Annotated in this window: 17 protein-coding genes; 6 read left to right on the top strand and 11 right to left on the bottom strand. The window is 61.5% G+C overall.

Features of this window, described 5'->3' with window-relative positions; all coding sequences use genetic code 11:
- Positions 1-6: 6 nt before the first annotated feature.
- Both SJQ66_RS14175 and SJQ66_RS14170 read right to left on the bottom strand, forming a co-directional pair.
- Positions 7-3,270: a hybrid sensor histidine kinase/response regulator gene (locus tag SJQ66_RS14175; RefSeq protein WP_024904971.1), complete on the bottom strand. Its 3,264-nt coding sequence runs from the start codon at positions 3,268-3,270 to the stop codon at positions 7-9.
- Between the two features lie 121 nt (positions 3,271-3,391).
- On the bottom strand, positions 3,392-4,324 hold the full coding sequence (locus tag SJQ66_RS14170; protein WP_024904972.1) for a LysR family transcriptional regulator: 933 nt from the start codon (positions 4,322-4,324) through the stop codon (positions 3,392-3,394).
- Between the two features lie 293 nt (positions 4,325-4,617).
- Between SJQ66_RS14170 and SJQ66_RS14165 the strand changes: the two genes are divergently transcribed.
- From SJQ66_RS14165 to SJQ66_RS14155, 3 genes are all read left to right on the top strand, one after another.
- Positions 4,618-5,202, top strand: coding sequence for a cytochrome b (locus tag SJQ66_RS14165; RefSeq protein WP_081765104.1), 585 nt, complete (start codon positions 4,618-4,620; stop codon positions 5,200-5,202).
- Between the two features lie 58 nt (positions 5,203-5,260).
- A complete protein-coding gene (locus SJQ66_RS14160) occupies positions 5,261-5,851 on the top strand; it encodes a YceI family protein (protein ID WP_024904974.1) in 591 nt (196 codons plus the stop codon).
- Positions 5,852-6,042: 191 nt separating this feature from the next.
- Positions 6,043-6,975 carry an SDR family oxidoreductase gene (locus tag SJQ66_RS14155; RefSeq protein ID WP_236693409.1) on the top strand — a complete coding sequence of 311 codons (933 nt, stop codon included), beginning with the start codon at positions 6,043-6,045 and terminating at the stop codon, positions 6,973-6,975.
- Here SJQ66_RS14155 and SJQ66_RS14150 read toward each other — a convergent pair.
- Positions 6,952-8,028 carry a LysR family transcriptional regulator gene (locus SJQ66_RS14150; RefSeq protein WP_320534916.1) on the bottom strand — a complete coding sequence of 359 codons (1,077 nt, stop codon included), beginning with the start codon at positions 8,026-8,028 and terminating at the stop codon, positions 6,952-6,954. The two genes, SJQ66_RS14155 and SJQ66_RS14150, sit on opposite strands and share 24 nt — an antisense overlap.
- 106 nt (positions 8,029-8,134) lie before the next feature.
- Here SJQ66_RS14150 and rocD point away from each other — a divergent pair, with 106 nt between their 5' ends.
- Both rocD and SJQ66_RS14140 read left to right on the top strand, forming a co-directional pair.
- Positions 8,135-9,412 carry an ornithine--oxo-acid transaminase gene (gene rocD, locus SJQ66_RS14145; protein WP_236693408.1) on the top strand — a complete coding sequence of 426 codons (1,278 nt, stop codon included), beginning with the start codon at positions 8,135-8,137 and terminating at the stop codon, positions 9,410-9,412.
- Positions 9,413-9,427: 15 nt separating this feature from the next.
- Entirely contained in the window at positions 9,428-10,537 is a 1,110-nt protein-coding gene (locus SJQ66_RS14140) for an arginase (RefSeq protein WP_052738187.1), read from the top strand.
- 383 nt (positions 10,538-10,920) lie between these two features.
- On the opposite strand, the gene SJQ66_RS14135 is transcribed toward SJQ66_RS14140, so the two are convergent.
- The 7 genes from SJQ66_RS14135 to SJQ66_RS14105 all read right to left on the bottom strand — a co-directional run bounded on the left by SJQ66_RS14135 (position 10,921) and on the right by SJQ66_RS14105 (position 15,623).
- Positions 10,921-11,334, bottom strand: coding sequence for a putative toxin-antitoxin system toxin component, PIN family (locus SJQ66_RS14135; RefSeq protein WP_046152410.1), 414 nt, complete (start codon positions 11,332-11,334; stop codon positions 10,921-10,923).
- A complete protein-coding gene (locus SJQ66_RS14130) occupies positions 11,334-11,603 on the bottom strand; it encodes a type II toxin-antitoxin system Phd/YefM family antitoxin (RefSeq protein WP_024904980.1) in 270 nt (89 codons plus the stop codon). The genes SJQ66_RS14135 and SJQ66_RS14130 overlap by 1 nt, the downstream gene beginning before the upstream one ends.
- A gap of 98 nt (positions 11,604-11,701) precedes the next feature.
- Positions 11,702-11,848 carry a cytochrome bd-I oxidase subunit CydX gene (gene cydX, locus SJQ66_RS14125; protein WP_036012088.1) on the bottom strand — a complete coding sequence of 49 codons (147 nt, stop codon included), beginning with the start codon at positions 11,846-11,848 and terminating at the stop codon, positions 11,702-11,704.
- Between the two features lie 112 nt (positions 11,849-11,960).
- Positions 11,961-13,073, bottom strand: coding sequence for a cytochrome d ubiquinol oxidase subunit II (gene cydB / locus SJQ66_RS14120; RefSeq protein WP_024904981.1), 1,113 nt, complete (start codon positions 13,071-13,073; stop codon positions 11,961-11,963).
- The gene (locus SJQ66_RS14115; RefSeq protein ID WP_320534915.1) at positions 13,073-14,671 is read right to left on the bottom strand and encodes a cytochrome ubiquinol oxidase subunit I; all 1,599 of its coding nucleotides are present in this window, start codon (positions 14,669-14,671) and stop codon (positions 13,073-13,075) included. The genes cydB and SJQ66_RS14115 overlap by 1 nt, the downstream gene beginning before the upstream one ends.
- A complete protein-coding gene (gene cydP, locus SJQ66_RS14110; protein ID WP_024904983.1) occupies positions 14,658-14,969 on the bottom strand; it encodes a cytochrome oxidase putative small subunit CydP in 312 nt (103 codons plus the stop codon). Before cydP ends, SJQ66_RS14115 begins: the two co-directional genes overlap by 14 nt.
- 12 nt (positions 14,970-14,981) lie before the next feature.
- On the bottom strand, positions 14,982-15,623 hold the full coding sequence (locus SJQ66_RS14105) for an OmpW/AlkL family protein (protein ID WP_082102453.1): 642 nt from the start codon (positions 15,621-15,623) through the stop codon (positions 14,982-14,984).
- Between SJQ66_RS14105 and SJQ66_RS14100 the strand changes: the two genes are divergently transcribed.
- Positions 15,622-15,762: a hypothetical protein gene (locus tag SJQ66_RS14100; RefSeq protein ID WP_157685731.1), complete on the top strand. Its 141-nt coding sequence runs from the start codon at positions 15,622-15,624 to the stop codon at positions 15,760-15,762. The genes SJQ66_RS14105 and SJQ66_RS14100 overlap by 2 nt on opposite strands.
- A gap of 65 nt (positions 15,763-15,827) precedes the next feature.
- Here the strand turns inward: SJQ66_RS14100 and SJQ66_RS14095 are convergent, their stop codons facing one another.
- The gene (locus tag SJQ66_RS14095; RefSeq protein ID WP_024904985.1) at positions 15,828-16,640 is read right to left on the bottom strand and encodes a helix-turn-helix domain-containing protein; all 813 of its coding nucleotides are present in this window, start codon (positions 16,638-16,640) and stop codon (positions 15,828-15,830) included.
- Positions 16,641-16,816: the final 176 nt, after the last annotated feature.

Here is a 16,816-nt window from a genome sequence, read left to right as displayed (position 1 = left end):
GATGGATCAATGCGGCATCCATACTCGGCATAGCGACAGGAGCTTGTCGACTTCGATGGGTTTCGAGATGTAGTCGTTGGCGCCGGCTTCCAGGCAGCGCTGTCGGTCGGACGACATGGCTTTCGCGGTCAGCGCGATGATCGGCAGGCTGGCATGCGCCGCGCGCTTGCGGATTTCCTGGATTGCCGTCAGGCCGTCCATCTCGGGCATCATGATGTCCATCAGCACCAGCTCGATGTCGGGGTCCTGCGCCAGTTTTTCCAGCGCTTCGCGGCCATTGCGAGCGATTTCCAGCTTGGCCCCGAGCGGTTCGATCACATGCGACAACGCGAAGATATTGCGCACGTCGTCTTCCGCCAGCAGGATTTTGCGTCCTTCGAACGCCGCATCGCGCTGGCGTGCCTGGCGCAGCATCCGCTGCTGGTCGGCCGGCAGGTCCGACTCCACGCTGTGCAGGAACAGCGTGACTTCGTCGAGCAATCGTTCCGGCGACTTCGCGCCCTTGATGATGATCGACTTCGAGTAATAACGGAGTCGCCGTTCCTCGTCCGCGGTCAATGACCGGCCGGTGTAGACAATCACCGGCGGATAGGTTTGCGGTGCGCGATCGGCCAGTTGTTTCAGCAGGTCATAGCCTGAACCGTCCGGCAACGTCAGGTCCATGACTACACAGTCGAACGGCATCTCGAAAAGCTTGTCCAACGCATCCGCAATGGTGCCTACCGCGTTTATCTCGACGCCGTTCGCATTCAACAGCAACGTAATGTTTTCGCGCAGCAACGGGTCGTCCTCGACCACGAGGATGCGCCGGACGCTCTGGTCCAGTTTTGCTTCCAAATGCTTCAGCGCAGAGACCATGTCATCGCGCGCCGTGGGCTTCAGGGAATAGCCGATTGCGCCAAGGTGCAACGCCGCTTCCGTATGATCGTTGATCGAGATCATATGAATCGGCAGGTGGCGCGTCTGCGGATCACGTTTCAAGCGTTCGAGCACCGTCAGACCTGAATCATCGGGCAGGCCGACGTCCAGCAGGATGCCGCTGGGCTGTAATTGCCGTGCGAGCGCGATGCCATCGGCACCGGTGCTGGCATGCACGCAATCAAAATCAAGCTCGTGCGCAAGATCGTACAGGATGCGTGCAAACGCGAAGTCGTCCTCGACCACCAGGATCAACCGGTGCTCGCGTGTGCGCTGGTCGCGGTCGTCGTCAATGCCGGTCCGCGTTGGTAGCGCCTGCCGCGCGTGCGCCACTTTCGCAAGATGCGCCGCGCCCGCACTCCCACTGTCCGTTTCCGCCGCCGCTTCATACGCAATGCCCGCCGGGGCGGTGGCGCCAAAAGACCTTCCCCGGGATATAGCGCCGCCATCTTGTGGACGGGAATCGGCGCGGACTGAGGACGGGGGCGTCGCGAACGCCTGCGGTGCCGGCGTCGCGAACTCGGTCGTCATGCGATCCGGAGCCTTGCCATCGCCGGTGTAGACCACGGGCAGTGTCAAGGTGAACGTGCTGCCCTTGGCCAACTCACTGGTGACATCGATATCGCCGCCCAACAAGGTCGCGAATTCGCGCGAGATGGACAAGCCCAGGCCACTGCCGCCGTACTTCCGGCTGGTCGTGCCGTCCGCCTGACGAAACGCGTCGAATATCGCGCCGAGATGTTCGGCGGCGATACCGATCCCCGTGTCCTGTATTGCAAACTGGACATGCGCCGGCGCCGCGCCGGTGATCCACAGGCTTACCTCGCCGGAAGGGGTGAACTTGAAAGCGTTCGACAGCAAATTCTTCAGAATCTGCATCAGGCGCTGGTGATCGGTCGTCAGTGACAGGGGCGCATCCGGACCGCGTTCGATTCGTAACGCCACCCGGCGGTCCTGCGCGATGGGGTCGAACGTCCGGTGCAGTGACTGGATGATCGCTTCCAGCGTAATGGGCTCGGCCTCCACCCCCATATGACCCGATTCGACCTTGGCCAGATCCAGGATGTCATTGATCAGGGACAGCAGGTCCGTGTTCGCGGAGTAGATCGTGCTGGCATAGCGCACTTGTTCCGCGCTCAAATTGCCGGGTTTGTTGTCTTGCAATAGCTTGGCGAGAATCAGCGAACTGTTCAGGGGCGTGCGCAGTTCGTGCGACATATTCGCCAGGAATTCGGACTTGTATTGGTTCGCTCGCTCCAACTGTCCGGTCTTCTCCATCAGGTCGCGCTGCGTGTCCAGCAGATACCGTTTCTGCTGTTCCAGGCGCTGCGTGTGCTCTTCCAGCTGGACGTTGGTCTCCTCCAGCTCCGTCTGCTGCGATTCCAGGCGCGCCTGGGAATCCATCAAAGCCCGTCCGCGCTCCTCCAGTTCTTCATTGGAAACCCGCAATTCCTCCTGCTGCACCTGCAGTTCTTCCGCCTGATGCTGCGTTTCCGCCAACAAGAGTTCCAGTCGACTGCGATAGCGCGCTGTCTGCAGCGCGATGCCGGCAGGTTCGGCTGACATTTCCAGCAACTGCACCACGCGTGCAAGCATCTCGTTTTCGCTGCCATAGCCCAGCGTGCTGCCGGCGAACCCGAGCTCGATGACGCCGACGATGTCCCCCTCGGCCGTCAGCGGCGCGGCGGTGACATGCGCGGCTGGTGAACTGCCCACCGTTGTACCGATTTGCAGATGACTGGGGGGAAGGTCCCGAGCGGTGAGCACGCTTTTCGCGACAATGGCTTGCCCGGCCAGGCCATCGCCGGGCTGCAGCGTCAGCGGCGCGACATTGTCTGGCAGTGCCCATGTCGACAAGCGGCGCAGTTGCCCCTTTTCCAATTGGTACAGGGTACCGACTTTGGCGCCGGTGTAGGTCAGCAGGGATTTCAAGATACCGTCGGCGGTGTTCTGCGCAGTGGGCGCGGCGCGGACGGCCGTCGCCAACTGCATCAATCCGGCCTGCATCCACGCGAAAGCCTCCACGCGATGCCGGGACAGAATATAGCGGTACGCCACCACCGCGATCAGCCAGGTGGTGGCGCCACCGACCATCCGATTCGGTATCGCCCATGTGCCGGTGATACCTGTCGACGCCACGTAGCTGATGATCAGCAATATCGAGGCCACGAAGGCGATGATCAGCGGCATCAGGGCGTCGGCGGCAAACAGGCATAGGGCAACCGGGAACATGTACATGATCCAGATGGCAAAGCCATTTGGCGTGTACAGATCCACCAGGAACACCACGGTTAGCGAAGCGATGATCGCTGCATAGAGAAGCGCGATGCGGTTACGGCTGGTCTGCAGCATAGTTGCTCTTTGCTTCGGCGGTAATTAAGGTCAGAGGCTGCCCCGGAGAACCCAGTGACGTTGCCGCGCATGTCGCCGATGGCCATCTTTTTGCGCAAGCATTGATCATCATACTAAACGTTCAGACTTTCCATTCGGGCGGGTCCAGTGGCGCGAGCAGCGCGATCCGCTCGTGCAACCAGCGCGTGGCCGGCCCGGGATGGGTATCGGCGCGCGTGATGCGATGCAGTTTGTATTCGACGGCCAGCCGGTCGGCGGGACGAATGCGTTTCAGCCGTCCTTCGGCGAGATCCGTCGCCACCAGGTGGTGAGGCATGCTGCCCCATCCCAGGCCGGCGATCAACAATCGATGTTTTGCCCCAAGGTCGCCGATACGCCAGGCCCGCGTCGCATAGACGCCATACATCTGGCCCTCCGTGCGGTGGGTGCGATCGGTCAGGATCAACTGTGTATGGTCGCGCAGCACGCGTGTAGGGATCAAGCCGTCAAGGCGGGACAGCGGATGCTGGGGCGCCGCGACATTGATCAGGCTGATGGCATCGAGGTAATTGGGGGCGATCGGATCGGGCCAGGATTCGCTCGGACCGGCGATACCCAGATGACACTCGCGCTCCAGTACCAGTCGCAACACGCCGCCCATCGGGCCCATTCGCAGCCGCAATGTCACGGTCGGGAACATGGCCGCGAAGTCCTCCAGGACCCCCACGAGCCTGTCGATCGGGAACATCACGTCCACGCCCAGCGATACCTCCGCTTCCAGGCCCATCGTCAGCCCTTCGGCCCGAGCCAGCAACTCGTGCATGTGCCCGTCCACGCGGCGCGCATCGGCCAGCACGACCCGGCCCGCTTCGGTCAGCACCGGACGCCGACGCGTGCGCTCGAACAGTGTCAGGCCCAGTTGTGCTTCGAGATTGGTCACCGTATAGCTGATCGCGGACTGGGCCCGGCCGAGTTGTTGGGCGGCCAGCGAGAAGCTGCCGGCGTCCGCCACGGCGGCGAAAACGCGGAGTTGATCCAGCGTCGGGGTGCGTCCCCGGTCCCCCGAGTCGCTCATTTGTTATCTATGGATTCGATATGGATAATCGATTTTAAACGATTGCTTCGATGGTTGTCTTAATTTACATTATGCCCCTGACACTATTCCGAGCAGGCGAAACGCCGCGCTGGATAGGGGAATGCCCATTTTGATGGCCGCGCGACAGCCGGATAGCGGTGCCATACGGCATCGATGTCGAACGATCGTCCCCGGCGGCGTGCCTTGCTTGCCGAGACAGGGGCCCCCGCTTCGATCAACTGTTCCGGCGAACCGATTAAGACGTTCCGCGAAGGCGGAGAAACGCGATGACCATGCCCTCGTCCCCCACTCCCACGACCGGCGCTACCCAGGCGATGCCGGTCGCGCGCAAGTACTCCGGTACCGCGATGGCGCTACACTGGCTCATCGCCCTGTTGATCATCGGTGGATTCGCGCTGGGCTGGGTGATGACCGATATCCCGGGTTTCACACCCGCCAAGTTGAAGTACTTTTCGTGGCACAAGTGGATTGGCGTCACGGCGCTGGTATTGATCATTATCCGTCTTGCATGGCGCGCGACGCATACGCCGCCGCCGTTGCCGGCCGGCATGGGGCGTTTATCGGCGGTCGCGGCGCACGGCGTGCATCATCTGCTGTATCTGCTGATGGTTTGCGTGCCGGTTTCGGGCTATCTGTATAGTTCGATCGCCGGTATCCAGGTGGTGTACCTGGGCATGGTGCCGTTGCCGACATTGGTCGGACCGCATCCGGAACTGCGCCATTTGTTCCGGAATATTCATGTGTACCTGGATTGGACGCTTTTCGCGGTGGTGGTCCTGCATCTGCTGGCTGTGGTGAAGCACCAGTTGCTGGATCGCGACCGTTTGCTGTCCCGGATGTTGCCGTTTGGCGATTGACGGCGGCAGTTCGCAGCACCGACGCGTTACTTATTCATTAAACGGAAGACAAGATATGCTGAAGCTTCGCTCGATTGTTGCCGCTACTGCTGTTGCCAGCCTGGCCGCAGCCGCTTTGCCCGCTGTTGCCGCACCGGCAACGTACAACCTGGATCCGACGCACACCTACCCGAGCTTCGAAGTCGACCACTTCGGCGGCGCGTCGGTATGGCGCGGCAAGTTCCTGAAGTCGAGCGGCACGGTGACGCTGGATCGCGCGGCGAAGACCGGCAGCCTGGAAGTGACGACGGACACCAGCTCGGTCGACATCGGTAACAAGGCGCTGGACGGCGAGATCGTCAGCGACAAGATGTTGGACTCGGCCAAGTTCCCGACCGCCACGTTCAAGAGCACGAAGTTCATCTTCAAGGGCGATACGCCATCGAAGATCGAAGGCGAACTGACGCTGCATGGCGTGACAAAGCCGCTGACGTTGACCGTCGATTCCTTCAAGTGCTACCAGAATCCGATGCTGAAGCGTGAAGTGTGCGGTGCCGACGCGAAGGGCGAATTCGACCGCTCGGACTTCGGCGTCGACTTCGGCAAGAAGATGGGCTTCAAGATGTACACGCGCCTGCAAATCCAAGTTGAAGGCGTGCGCGCGGACTGATTCCCGCCAAACCGTGTTTCCGGTGTGCGGTCCGTGGGCCTGACGCCCGCGCGAGTGCCGGCACACCGATGTTCCCCCTGCAGCTCCGGGTTTGCGCAAGCGGCCCGGGGCTGCACTTTTTTGTGACGCGCACTCGCCTATAATCATTGCATGCCCCGGTGGCTCGCCCGCCTTCATGATTCAGTGACTCCGTGATTTCTTCCCGTGCCGACGCCCCTGCTTCGATGATCTCCGCGCACCCTGCCGCCGGCGATGCCGTCGCGCCCAGCGTCGACGTCGGGCGGCTCTCCGACACGGATCGGACTGCCGGTTCGAGGGCGACGCCTGATGCACGTCCGGTCGTGCTGGTGACCGGTGGTGCCAAGCGCGTTGGACGCGTCATCGCGCAGCGCTTTGCACGGGCGGGCTATCGGGTGGCCGTACATTACGGGCAATCGGCCTCGGACGCCCATGCCCTGGTGGCATTGCTCGACGCATCATCGACGGATAGGGATGTCACCGGACCGCATGCGGTGGCGCTGCAAGCCGATCTGGCGGCGCCATCGGCTGCCGAGGCCTTGGTGGACGGCTGCCACGTGGCGTTTGGCCGACTCGATGTTCTGATCAATAGTGCTTCGGTATTTCCCGATGACCATCTGGACAATTTCACGCTCGAAACCTTCGATCACGCCTGGGCCGTCAATGGCCGCGCGCCATTACTGCTAATACAGGCGTTTTATCGCCGCGCGCGTGCCGCTGGCACGACCGGCGTGGTGATCAATGTGGTCGACCAGAAGGTTCGCGATAATTTTCACCCGGACCACTTCTCCTACACCGTGGGCAAGGTCGCCATCGGTCATATGACGGCGATGCTGGCGACATCGGCCGCGCCGGTGTTGCGCATCAATGCGGTCTATCCGGGCCTGATGCTGGAAAGCGGTGATCAAACGCCGCAGGATTTCGCCCATGCGAGACAACACGCAACGCCGTTGCATCGGATCGCAACGCCTGATGATCTCGCGGCCGCCATTCACTTGTTGACCGGACCCGCGTATAACGGCGTGGACTGGGTGGTCGACGGTGGACAGAACCTGCTCCCGGTGACGCGCGATGTCGTGTTTTCATTGCGCGCCCCCGACCGCTGAACTGGCCTGAGCCTGGGACACGGCGTCGAGCAGCAGGACCGTGGCCGCGTCGCGCGGAGCGCCTTCGCGCGTGACGCCATAGACGGTGTCCAGCGGGGGGAGCGGCACCGTTGCCGCCCTGTCAGGCGCCGGCGACCGCTTCTTCTCCGAGCTAGCCATCACGGCCAGTTGCGCTGACGCTGACGAAGCCGCCATGTCATTCATCGCATTCGACGCGCCCGACGCCGCTGACGCGCCGGGCGTTGTCGTGGTGGCTGGCGTGGAGACAATCCGTACGCGCTCACGCGCCAGCGCGTCGTCCAGCATATAGCATGGCACGATCGACAGCCCCCGACCCGCCGCGACCAGAGCGATGGCTTCTTCGATTTCGCTACAGCGGCCGCGCGTACGCAGCGTCGACGGCATGGTCCCCAATTGGGTTTCGAACCAGCGCGTGAAGGTGATCTCGCAATCGTCGTATGTGATGAAATCCGACGCCGCCAACCACGCTGCGAATGAGCGGGAATCCGCACCGACATGCGCTTCGGCTTGAACGTGTGTGCCCGCGGCGATCAATACGAGCGGATAGCGGTAGGCCAAGGCGAATGACAAGGTATTCGACGCGGTGACCGTGTATGCAAAGCCGATATCGGCCCGCCCGCTGGCCACCGCTTCCCAGGTTTCCTCATCCGAACCGAAGCGCAGATCGACGACGGTTTGCGCGAACGCCGGCTGCGCCAGGATCGGCGTCAGCACATAGCGGCCAAATGACGAACCCGTGGCCACGCGCAGCACTTCGCGCGGGGTGCCCGCCTGACCCCGCGCGGCGGCGCGCAAACTACCCATCTCGTCGATAAAACGTCCGCAGATCGCATACAGCCGATCCCCCAGCGCCGTTGGCAGCACGCGACGGCCACTGCGTTCGAACAGCGGCGCCCCTACCCATTCCTCCAACTGCCGAATCTGATAACTGATCGTCGATGGGGTCACATGCAACTGTTCCGCGGCGCGTACAAAGCTGCCCGCTTCCATCGCGGCGACAAAGGTATCGATGTATTTGGTTTGCGTACGCATGTCGCCCATTATGATGCAAAAAATTCGAACGATGCATGCTAAACGTTTCGCTGGATTCGATCGAAAGCATTTTCTATGATGCGTGTCAACGCAAAGGAGAATCGCCATGGACGCGACGACGATGCACGACCGAAGTGCGCAAGATGCGGCGCAAGAAAACACTGGGTCGCCACGCGGCGCGGCGGAGGCGGACGCTTTGCTGGCGCTGGATGCGCGGGTCAATGCGCCGATCTATACGTCGTTGCCGCTGGTTGCAACGCGTGCGCAAGGCGTCTGGATCTGGGACCTCGCCGGAAAGCGCTATCTGGACATGATGAGCGCCTACTCGGCCGTCAGCTTCGGACATGCTCATCCTCGGTTGCTTGCGGCCTTGACCGATCAGGCGTCGCGGCTCTCGGTCACGTCGCGGGCGATGCATTCAGACCAGTTGGCGCCATTCCTTGCGACGCTGGTCGACATGACAGGACAAGCACGTGCCTTGCCCATGAATAGCGGGGCGGAGGCGGTGGAAACCGCGATCAAGGCCGTGCGCAAATGGGGCCATACGGTAAAGGGCATTCCCGACGGACAGGCGGAAATCATCGTATTCGACGGCAATTTTCACGGCCGCACCACGAGCATCGTCAGCTTCTCGTCGCATCCCGAATACCGCGCCGGGTTCGGACCGCTGACGCCGGGTTTCGTCAGCGTGCCGTATGGCGATATCGATGCGGTACGTGCCGCGATCACGCCTCGTACGTGTGCCGTTCTCGTCGAACCGATCCAGGGTGAAGGCGGTGTCAATGTTCCGCCGCCAGGCTTTCTGGCAGCGCTCCGGGCACTATGCGACACGCACGACGTCATGCTGGTGGCCGATGAGATTCAGACCGGATTGGGGCGCACTGGCGCCATGCTTGCCTGCGATCACGAAGGTGTGCGGCCGGATGCGGTTTGTCTCGGCAAGGCGCTTGGCGGAGGCTTCCTTCCGGTTTCCGCGGTAGTGGGCAGTGAAGCGCTGATGACGGTCTTCCGCCCAGGCGATCATGGCAGCACGTTCGGCGGGAATGCGCTGGCGGCGCGGGTGGGTCATGAGGCCTTGCAGGTGCTGCGAGACGAGGGATTATGCGCGCGCGCCGAACAAGGCGGCGCCTTGCTTGTCGGGCTGTTGCGCGACGCGGCGCATCCGTTGATTGCGGACATCCGTGGCAAGGGACTGATGATCGGTGTCCAGTTTGTGGCCTCCGTCGACGCCGAAGCGGTGTGCCATGCGCTGATGGATGCCGGCATCGTGACGAAGGTCACGCATCACAACACGATCCGCCTGTCGCCACCGCTGGCGATCAACGATGAGACGTTGCAATGGGCCGTAGGCGTCCTGTTGCGTGTACTAAACGATTTTCGATGAATGGGAGTTCGTACCATGACCCTGCTCCGCCCGGCACTGACTGCCGTTACACCTTGCGCGGCATTGCCCCCGCTGGAATTGGTCCGCGCGTCGATCGGCACCGGTGCGCAGATCATCGGGTGTCGCCTGGGACCCGAGGCGTTGATCGAGGCGGGTATCGCGACGGACCTCCGCGCGGGCGGCTCCGGTGTCGGCCGGGATGTCCGGCTGGGGGCGACACTCGTGGATACGCACTATCTGGCGCATGAAGGCGGCACGCGGCACGCGGCCGATCCGGCGCATGCAGTGCCGTCGAAGCTCGACGCTGTGAGCGCATTCGCGCCAGGGATGGCAGCGGTCACGGCCGATATCATCACGCGCGGCCTGTTTCCGTTGATCCTGGGCGGTGACCACTCGGTTGCGGCAGGCACGTGGAGCGGGATTGCGGATGCCTATAAGACGCGACTGGGCGAGGCGGGCCGGATTGGTCTCATCTGGATTGATGCGCACTTGGACAGCCATACGCCGGAAACGTCGGAGAGCCAAGCCCCGCATGGCATGCCGCTGGCAGCGTTGCTGGGCCATGGCGCACCGGCGCTGACGGATCTACGCGGCTGGCGCGGCAAGGTTCGCCCGGAGAATGTCGCGGTGGTCGGCGTGCGGAGTTTCGAGGATGGCGAGGCGGCCCTGCTGAATCGACTGGGCGTCAGGGTATTCGGCATCGCGGAGGTGCAGGCGCGTGGTTTGGACGCGTGCCTGGAAGAAGCGGTGGATATCGCGACACGGGGCACTTGTGGCTATGGCGTCAGTTTCGATGTGGACGCGATCGATCCACGGGAAGCGATGGCGGTGGGTTCGCCAGTGGAAGACGGGATCGCCGCACATGAGGCGATTGCGGCCATGCCACGCTTTGCCGGTGATCCGCGTCTGATCGGCTTCGAACTCGTGGAATACAACCCGGAACGCGAAGGGGCGTCGGATGGGGCGACGCTTGGCGTGGAAGGGCCGTCGCATGGCGCCGAACCAACCGCCGCGATCTGTCGCGCCTTGCTGTGCGCGGCGTTATGCCCGGGCTGGCAGGAGGCGGACACGCATCGCATGCTGCACGGCGTGCATCCGGACGTGGCGATAGCGGTAGTGGCGTGACGGGGCGCCGGTTGATACGCCTCGCGCGTGCCGAGCCGTGTATTCGGGCGAACTGCGGCGGGATATTCGGATTGAGTGGGGCTGTGGATAACGCTGTGTGCAATTGAGCGAAATAGACGGGCAAAGCCGGTGGATAACGCGGTGGATAACACGGGCGTGATCGCGGTTACCCCGCAGTCAGGGTCTGCCCGCGTTTTGAACGGTGGTCGTAAAACGTCATTTTTCGCGCCACCCTCACCAACGTGACAATGCCGGCGAAATGGGAGAGGCCCGACCGTCCACCAACTTGTATGTTGTTTTGGCTCGTCGATCGCACGGGTTTTTCCTGACAAACGCCTTGATTGAAGCACGCTTGTCGAGCAGTTGTCCGGTCAGCGATACGCTCACTCACCGTGGCGTGCCCAAAACTCGGCTGCTGTCACGATCGGATATCTGCCGGGCAATACAAGCAGATCTTTATCACCTGTTATCAAGTAATGTGCTTTGGCAGCGACCAACGTCCCCAGTACGGGCTGATCAGCGGTATCTCGTAAATCACCATCCTCTTTGGCGCTTGGCTCGACGATATCGGCCAAGAACATGAAGCTGTCCGCAAGGTCACGAATTTGATTGGCGCTATAAGGATTCTTGGAGAGCCGCGGAAGAACCCTCACCATCTCGTCAAGGATGTAACGTGAAAGTGCCACGTCAAGGATGCCTTGCCGCCAAGCGCCTACGATTCGGCCCGGAACGCTCCCGGGATAGACCATTCCATATACCAAAATATTGGTATCCAACACCACGCGCATGCCCGGCATCAGCGCTTACGTTCTTCGGCTAGCAACGCGTCGATTTCAGCGAGCCCCTCAGCCTCGGGAGTTGACGCATATGCGTCGGTGAGTTGTTCGCTCAACCGGTCAAAACGCGCTTTTAACCGCCGAATCCGCGCAAACAGTTCGGCATCGACCAAGGCCGCAACAGCCTTGCCATCCTTGTTGATGACAATACTGTCGTTCCGGTACTGAACTTGGTTCAGCATGTCGCCCAGGTTTTGCCGAAAATTTACTGCGCTGACTTCAGTGATCATCTTAACCTCCGCCAATTACAGGTGCCGACAAACCATATTGATCGATATGGTCATTATGGTTAAAACCCATGTGGTGTCTAGCGCCGATGATGCGGCTGTTAATTTTCGGCGCGTGACGGCACCGGTCTAGCGGACAACGGCCCTTCGCTATCGGGATATTCGCCGCGGGCTTCATACCATAGCGCGCTAACCACGCCGAATGACAATGCCACGCCAACGCCCAGAATCCAAGTGAAGTACCACATGATCAACGTCCTTCGGCGGCCATGCGCCGTCTGCATGAATGGAAAAGGGTCTTTGCAGGTTGCCGGCGGATGACGCCGGCAAGCCAATCGAATACGCGCACCGATCGTCGCGTCAGTACAAGGAATGGCTGTCACGGGCAATGTCGGCGCTGGTAACGCGGCCCCGCATCACCCGATACACCCAACCGGTATAGATCAAGATCAGCGGCAGGAACACGATCACGGCCACCAGCATGATCTGCAGTGTCAATTGGCTCGACGTCGCATTCCAGACGGTCAGGCTGCTCGGCACATCGATCGACGAGGGCATCAGGAACGGGAACAGCGACGTGCCTGCGGTAAAGATCACGCCGACGATCAAAAGCGTACTGCCGGCAAATCCCGCCTTCTGCGCACCGTTGCCGCTCTTCAGCGAAGCGAGCGCGGCCAGTATCGCGCCCCCGAACCCGACGATCGGGGCAAGCCAGGCCAGCGGCCAACGCGCATAGTTGTTCATCCAGAAACCCACGCCGCGGCTGATCGTGCCGTCGGCCGCCAGGCGCAATCCCACCACATGATGCGAGACCGCATACCCGGCAAGGGCGAATAGCGCGATCGACAGCAGGGCCGCCACGCGTTGTACCCGCCGTGCCCGCAACAGGAGCACGCCATCCGTTTTCAATGTCAGAAAGCCGGCGCCGTGAGTTACCAGCATCGCGACCGACAGCAGTCCGGACAGCAGCGCGAACGGTGACAGCAAGCCGAACAGTGTGCCTTGATAGGTCGAGCGCATGTCCGCATCTAGCGAGAACGGCGTGCCAAGCAGCAGGTTACCGAAGGCGACGCCGAACACCAGCGCCGGTACCGCGCTGCCGGCGAAGATGCCCCAATCCCAGAAGGCGCGCCATGCTGGATGGGCGACCTTGCTGCGGTAATCGAAGCCGACAGGCCGGAAGAACAGGGAAAACAGCACGAGCAGCAACGCCGCGTAAAAACCCGAGAATGCCGTGGCATATACCTGTGGCCAGGCGGCAAACGTGGCGCCGCCGGCAGTGATGAACCAAACCTGGTTACCTTCCCACGTAGCGCCAACGGTATTGACGACGATCCGTCGCTCGGTATCGGTGCGTGCGATGAAGGGCAGCAGGGCACCCACGCCCATGTCGAAGCCGTCGGTCAGCGCGAAGCCGATCAGCAGGATGCCGATCAGCAACCACCAGATGATTTTGAGTATCGTGTAGTCGATCATGCCGGGCTCCCGGTCAGTGGTGCGGTGCTGTCGTCCTTGTCCGTGCCTGCGGTTGCTTGGGGACCCATACCGAGGCCGTCAGGACCCTTGCGCACGTACTTGACCATCAGATACATCTCAAAACACAACAGCAGGGTGTAGAAAAAGACGAAGCCGGCGATGCTGGCGTACAGATCGCCTGCATGCAGCGACGAGACCGACAAGTGCGTGGGCAGGACGCCTGCGATGGTCCATGGTTGACGCCCCATCTCCGCGACGATCCAGCCGGATTCGCTGGCCAGCCACGGCAGGGGCAGCATCCACAACGCCAGGCGCAGGAAGGCGCGCGTGCGTGGCCGCAACAGCCGGCGCCGCGCCGCCAGCCAGACGGCAGCGATAAACGTGAACAGCATCAGAAAGCCGAAGGCGACCATGATCCGGAACGAGAAAAACACGGGGGCGACGCGTGGAATCGTATCTTTCGCGGCGGCATCGATCTGCGCCGGGGTGGCATCGGTGACCTTTTCCGTATAGCGTTTGAGCAACAGGCCATAGCCGAGGTCCGCTTCAACATGCTGGAACGCGGTGCGAGCGGCGGGCGACGTATCGCCACCGCGCAGCCGCTGCAATGCCGCGAATGCCTGCATGCCACGGGCGATCCGCTGCGCGTTTTCCGCCTTCAGATCTTTCAGTCCGGTCACTTGCTCATCGAGGGAACGGGTGGCGATCAGGCCCAACGCCCAGGGAATGTGGATCGCATAATCCGTACGTTGTTCGGCCTGGTTCGGCAAACCGAACAGCGTGAACGATGCCGGCGCCGGTTGCGTATCCCATTCAGCTTCAATGGCAGCCAACTTCATTTTTTGCACTTCACCCGTGGTATAGCCGGACTCATCCCCCAGCACGATGACGGATAACACGGCGGCCAGGCCAAAACTGGCGGCGATGGTGAAGGAGCGCAATGCGAAGGCGATATTGCGGCCGCGCAACAGGTAGTACGAGGACAAGCTCAGCACGAACATTGCCGCGGTTACATAGCCGGCCGAGACCGTGTGCACGAACTTCACTTGCGCCACCGGGTTCAGGATCAGCGTGGACAGGCTGTCGAGCTCCATGCGCATATGCGTGTAGTTGAAATGCGCGCCTACCGGATTGTTCATCCAGCCATTGGCGACGAGAATCCATAGCGCCGACAAATTGGAGCCCAGCGCCACGAGAAAGGTCACCAGCAAGTGCTGTCCCTTGCGCAACCGTTGCCAGCCAAAGAAGAACAGCCCGACGAAGGTGGATTCGAGGAAGAACGCCATCAATCCTTCGATGGCGAGTGGCACGCCGAAGATATCGCCCACGTAGTGCGAGTAATACGACCAGTTCGTGCCGAACTGGAATTCCAGCGTGAGGCCGGTGGCCACCCCCATCACGAAGTTGATGCCGAACAACTTGCCCCAGAACTGGGTCATGTCCTTGTAGACGGTCTTGCCCGTCAACACGTACGCCGACTCCATGATGACCAGCATCCAGGTCATCCCGAGGGTCAGGGGAACGAATAAAAAGTGATATAGCGCCGTCACGGCGAATTGCAGCCGGGACAGATCGACGACCTCATGGCTGATCATGATCGACATCCTGTTGTGCGGGCTTGCCGCGCGGTGCTGGCAGTGCAACGCGCGTTGGCAGGCCGGCGGGTAATGAAGGGACGGGCCCGATGATCGCGGCGGCCACCACGTCGTCGGGCATATTCATATCGGGTGCGGCAGGGTGGGCAAAGCACGTCACGCGCAGTATCTGGATCAGCACGAGCTTGATCACCAGCACGATAACCACATCACGCATCAGGCCCTGCCGCCGCAGCAAGGTCCGCGCTTTATCCTTGGTCGATGCGACGCTTATCGCCAGGCGCGCCGTGGGCTTCATGGCAATACTCCGTCAGAATTTCATGCCGACGCCAAATCCCACCACCCACGGATCGATCTCCAACGTGCCGATAGGTTGGCCACCGAGTGTTGCGTCGGTCTTGATCCACAGTTTCTTGACGTCCAGGTTGACGAAGAATCGTTTGCTGACTTGTACGTCGACACCCGCTTGCAACGCTGGACCGAAGCTGTGATTGCGCACGCCCACGCCTTCACCGGCGACGTTCAGGTGGTTGTCATAGAACAGCGTGTAGTTGACGCCGACGCCCGCATAAGGGCGAATCCGGCCAGCCGGATTGAAATGCCATTGCAGCGTCAGCGTGGGCGGCAAATGACTGATCTGACCGAGACTGCCAACATTCGACGTGACCTTGTGCCGCGCGGTGCCGAGGATCAATTCGACACCGATGTGATTGCGCACCATGTACGTGAAGTCAAGTTCCGGCACCGTCGAAGGATTGACGCCCACGCCCAGCGTGGACAGCGTGCCGCTGGTCTTGACGTCGGGCAGAATACTGACCGAGCGGATGCGGGCGATGATGTCGCCCTGGGCCGCGTCGGCGCGGTGTGGGGAAAAGAAGCCCAAGGTCACCAGGACCAATGGCGCCAGCATGGTGGTGAGATGCGCTTTCCAGCGCCTGGTTGCTGCGGACATGTTTGAAAACCCCCGATTGCGGCCGGTCCATCCGACCGTCGTGCTGATCATCCTGCGAGGGGGCTTTGCAAACATTGACGCGCATCAGATAAACACGCGTTTCAAACCGGACTGCGGCAATACGGCGCAAGGCGCGTGACATCAAGCAACCTCGCGACACACGGGATCAATCGATGCCGTCCGGCCCCGCAAGAGAGGGGAGATTCAGATGGCTTCCAGGCGGGGGATATCGAGCAAACGCACGCGACGACCCGTCGCGGCAATCAATGCGTCCCGCTTGAAGCGTGAAAGGGTGCGGCTGACCGTTTCAAGCTTCATGCCCAGATAGCTTCCCAACTCTTCGCGGCTCATGCGCAGTTGAAATTCACTGGCGGAATAGCCACGTTGTTTCATCCTGTGCGAAATATTTAGCAGAAATGCAGCGACGCGTTCATCGGCGCGCATATTGCCCAGCAGCATCATCTGCCCTGACTCCCGGACGATCTCGCCGCTCATCATCTTATGCACATGCCGCTGCAGCAGTCGCACTTCACGGCATAACAGTTCGAGCAGGTGGAACGGAATGATGCAGACCACGCTGTCTTCCAGCGCAATGGCATCGCATGTGTGCTCGTCCGTATAGACGCCGTCCAGCCCCAGCGCTTCGCCAGCCAGGTCAAAGCGCGTGACCTGTTCGCGACCGTCGGGGTGGGCGACAACCGTCTTGAACGAACCGAGCCGAACCGCATACAAATTGTGAAACGCCTCGCCGGAACGATACAGCGCCTCGCCTCGCCGCACGCGCCGCGAGGTGCAGATGACCGCGTCCAGTTTCGCGTAGGCATTCGCGTCGAGCCCTTCCGGCATGCAGATATTGCGCATCGCGCAATTGGAACAGCGAACACGGGACGTGGTCACCAATGTCGAGTCGGATGGATCCGCCTGCGCGGGGCGCGTCTCCGATCGGCGATGAATGCGTATCGGATGTTCGGTGGTCCCGATCGATTCGGGGGCGGCGAAGCGGTGCGCGGTTGTCATCGGCTATCTCGTCAAATGCGAAGGCGAACGCAGGGCATGCAGCCAGGCATCAAGCCTTGATGGAGTAGGCGCGTAAAGGCCCTGCATCGCAGTATCCGTCCGCGCTTGGCGCGCTGCCATCAGCAATGGACGGATTGGACGTAGGAAGATTTTCCTTCGTGTCAGGAAATCCCTAC

Origin of the sequence: Robbsia andropogonis (genome assembly GCF_034047095.1) — a bacterium.
Classification (GTDB): Bacteria; Pseudomonadota; Gammaproteobacteria; order Burkholderiales; family Burkholderiaceae; genus Robbsia; species Robbsia andropogonis.
Note: the sequence above shows the minus strand (reverse complement) of the source record. Positions and strands in the feature narration are given on the sequence as shown.